This window comes from Pontibacter brevis, assembly GCF_054779655.1.
In genome coordinates, this window is sequence record NZ_BAAGXV010000043.1 from 1 (window position 1) to 3,341 (window position 3,341).

At 38.6% G+C, this 3,341-nt stretch carries 4 protein-coding genes; 3 read left to right on the forward strand and 1 reads right to left on the reverse strand.

What is annotated here, in order from left to right:
- The first annotated feature begins 106 nt into the window (after positions 1-106).
- The 3 genes from ACYVB1_RS12895 to ACYVB1_RS12905 all read left to right on the forward strand — a co-directional run bounded on the left by ACYVB1_RS12895 (position 107) and on the right by ACYVB1_RS12905 (position 2,544).
- Positions 107-1,042 (forward strand): tyrosine-type recombinase/integrase, encoded by a 936-nt coding sequence (locus ACYVB1_RS12895; protein ID WP_460924142.1) that lies wholly within the window; start codon positions 107-109, stop codon positions 1,040-1,042.
- A 286-nt stretch (positions 1,043-1,328) separates the two neighbouring features.
- A complete protein-coding gene (locus tag ACYVB1_RS12900; protein ID WP_460924136.1) occupies positions 1,329-1,769 on the forward strand; it encodes a hypothetical protein in 441 nt (146 codons plus the stop codon).
- 40 nt (positions 1,770-1,809) lie between these two features.
- Positions 1,810-2,544 carry a DUF4145 domain-containing protein gene (locus ACYVB1_RS12905; protein WP_460924138.1) on the forward strand — a complete coding sequence of 245 codons (735 nt, stop codon included), beginning with the start codon at positions 1,810-1,812 and terminating at the stop codon, positions 2,542-2,544.
- A 36-nt stretch (positions 2,545-2,580) separates the two neighbouring features.
- Here ACYVB1_RS12905 and ACYVB1_RS12910 read toward each other — a convergent pair whose 3' ends face one another.
- On the reverse strand, positions 2,581-3,087 hold the full coding sequence (locus ACYVB1_RS12910; RefSeq protein WP_460924140.1) for an HNH endonuclease: 507 nt from the start codon (positions 3,085-3,087) through the stop codon (positions 2,581-2,583).
- Between the last annotated feature and the right edge of the window lie 254 nt (positions 3,088-3,341).

A 3,341-nucleotide genomic window follows, 5' to 3' on the forward strand; every position in this document is an offset into this window, starting at 1 on the left:
AGAAGAACCTTGGTCAGACAGGAAAAGAAGGCTGATAATTACCTGGCATTCCTGCTGCTCGCGTGCATGAAGATAATGCTTAGGTATTTTTGAGATAGCTTCTAAAATCAAATACGGTACCATACTCGCTAAAGTAGAATCCTATCTGAAATCAGAACGGAAGGAAGACCTGACCTTCAAAGAAATATCCGAAGACCTAATATTTGCAATGCGGAGGTACTTTATAAAGGGGATGCAGGAAGATACTGCCGACCACTACCTGAAAGTGATAAAGAGTGTTATTCGAAAAGCTGTTAAAGCCAATGTTCATAACTACATCAGAAACCCCTTCGATGGAGTGGAACTGAAAGGCGAGGTTACTAAAGCGCCGAACAGCCTCACCAGTGATATGATTCAGAAGATGGTTAGTACTCCGCTTGAGGATCCGAGGGTTGAAAAGCACAGAAGAGCATTCCTGTTCCAGGTGTTCTGTCAGGGAATGAGGATAAGCGATTTGCTACTGCTCAGGTGGAATAACTTCAGAGACGATAGAGTAGAGTACACTATGCTGAAGACAGGTAGGCAGATGTCAGTCTACCTGAATGACAATCTCATTGAGTTAATTAAGCCTATAGTAGAAAGGCATATTAAAGGAAGTGAATCTGTGCGGGAGACTGTTGACTGCTTGTCTGTGGATAAAGAGTATAAGAACAGATTCGCATTCGGATTCCTGAATGATGACGAGTTCAGCCTAATAGGAGAGAAGAACGACTTTAACAGGATAGGAAAGGAGCTGTATATAAGGCTCAACAAGAAAAGCATCCAGTATAACCGCAACCTCAAGTATGTGCAGCAACAGCTAGGAATCAGAACTACCCTCTCGTCGCATACGGCGCGCCACACCTTCGCTTCTTTACTTCTTGATGGTGATGTTAACCTCTATGCTATATCGCAATCCCTGGGCCACTCTGACATCAAGATTACACAAAAGTATCTCAGCAACTTCAGGACTAAGAAACTTGATGATGTGAATGCTTCACTTGTAGATAGGTTTAGGATATAATCAGATTAAGCATTATAAATAAAAATAGTACTGAGAATAATAAAAAAGGCTATATTGTTTATCTTGCTCTATCTAAAGCCATAGCATAAATGAGAACATTTATAACAGACATATTTCCAAAGCTGCAAAACTACAGTCAAAAGCTTGATAATTTAACTCTCTTGACAAATCAGCATTGGGTATCCATAGATGATATACTTTCCAGCAGACTGTCTATATTTTCCGTGATAACAAGGAGTTGCTCGTTTCTACTAATGGTCGTGTTGAAAAAGCAAAATAGGACTACTTGGGCAACAAGTCCCTGCTAATTGATAAAGCTGATGAGAGTTTGCTTTTTAAGCACGGCTTTTTTGATGAAAATGTACTTGCACTCAAAGTTGACAGCAAAAATGAATATGCGGTTTTTGTAAATGAGAACAAGTACGGTGGTGATTTCAACTCTCTTGACAAAGTACTAGAATTCTTAAAAGAACACTATCTTAAATCAACTCTTAAGCCTCATATTGAACATTCAACAGGGTATGTACTAAGCAATAAAGATAGAACTAATAATAAAGATACAATTAGTAATAAAGGTAGAACTGTTCCACTTCCTTTAACCCCAGAGCAAGTGGAAATAAATAAACAGATAGAGAATGAAATCAAGAAAGAAGATAAATTAGCAATAAGCATTACAATCTTTGTTATGGCAGCGGTTGTAGTAATGCTGTTTTTTGCAAGCGCTTAGAAGTACGGCTTAATATCAAAACTATGACACATCAATTAGAATGAGTTTTAACAGAAAATTTTGGTTGGATTGGGAAACACGGAAGCCCTGCCCGACTTGTAGGGTTGGGATATTGCAGCCTTCAAAGGGCAAGTTTCTGCAGAGTGAGACAATAGCTTCTAGAGAAATGATGCTTGGCGGTTCTATGACTGAATATGTTTTTTCTATTCATTTAGTTTGTAATCATTGTAAAGATATAGTTTCGGCTTCCGGATATATGACTGAACAGGAGGATATAGAAGAAGTAGGAGGAATTTATACAAACATACAACCTATTACATTTTTTCCTGCTCCCAAAATAATAGACATACCCCTATCTTGTCCTAGAACAGTTACTAAAAAATTGAATGAATCTTTTGGCTTGTATTGGATTGATCTTAATTCCTGCGCAAATAAGATTCGGATTTCTATTGAGACACTTCTAAATGAACTTGGTGTTATCACTACTAAACCGACAAAAAAAGGGACACAGCCTCTTAAGCTACATAGCAGGATTGAAGAATTTGAGAAACAAAATCCCGAAGTAGGTGGGTTTCTTTTAGCTATAAAGTGGATTGGTAATGCAGGAAGTCATCCGTCAGAGATAACCAAAGATGATGTGCTGGATGCCTATGAGTTGCTTGAATATTCTCTTGATTCTTTATATGATGACAGAAGGAAAAAGCTAAAAGAGTTGAGCAATAAAATAAATACAGCAAAAGGGCCTAAAACAGAACCTCCAGCTAAGCCTTGGTAGGATACGAATATACTATTATGCTTATAGATTTTTGATTTAGAGTTTCAAGTTAATACACTTAAAACCAAAACTAGTAAGTGCAGAATCATAAGCAAGAGCCGCTTCTTCTTCAGTTTTAAAGCTGCCGAGGAAGCGGCTCTTTGCTTCTATGAATATGCGTGCTATCCAAGTGTTATCCCTCCTCCTGAAAGAAACGCCGACAAATCTAGATGCTGTTCTGCCTTCCCTGTTATCATTTCTGTTCTGAAGGTTCGTCCTATTAGTTGCCCACCTAAGATTCTCGGCTCTGTTATCTGCAGGTATTCCATTGATGTGGTCTACAAAAGGCAGGTTTTCCGGGTTCAGTATGAATGCCTGCGCCACCAGTCTGTGAACTAGTATTTTTTGGTTCTTACCGTCTATCCTGAGCGTTACCTGCTGATGGCCCGTGCCAACATCGCCTGGTCTTAGTATTCTTGGCTGCTTGTATTTTGTACTCCTTACATTTCCGTAGTTCGATACCTGATAGCATTCATAGCCTTCGATGTCATTCCATAACTCCATTCTGTTATTCGCCGGAATGGAGGAGAAGTCTGAAATTTATTTAAGAGAAACAGGCAGAAAGAAATTAGCCCAAACAGATGTGCAAACTGGTTTTATAAAAATAGAATTTAGCTCCATATATCGCCTTTATGCTATTTTTAAGTAGATTGTAATGTAAGCTCCCCCGTATTTTGAGCCATTTGAAAGTTGACTTTTCAATTTACAATTTCTTCCAATAAATCAACCGGAGCTCTGAAGTTGAGGGCCTGATGAGG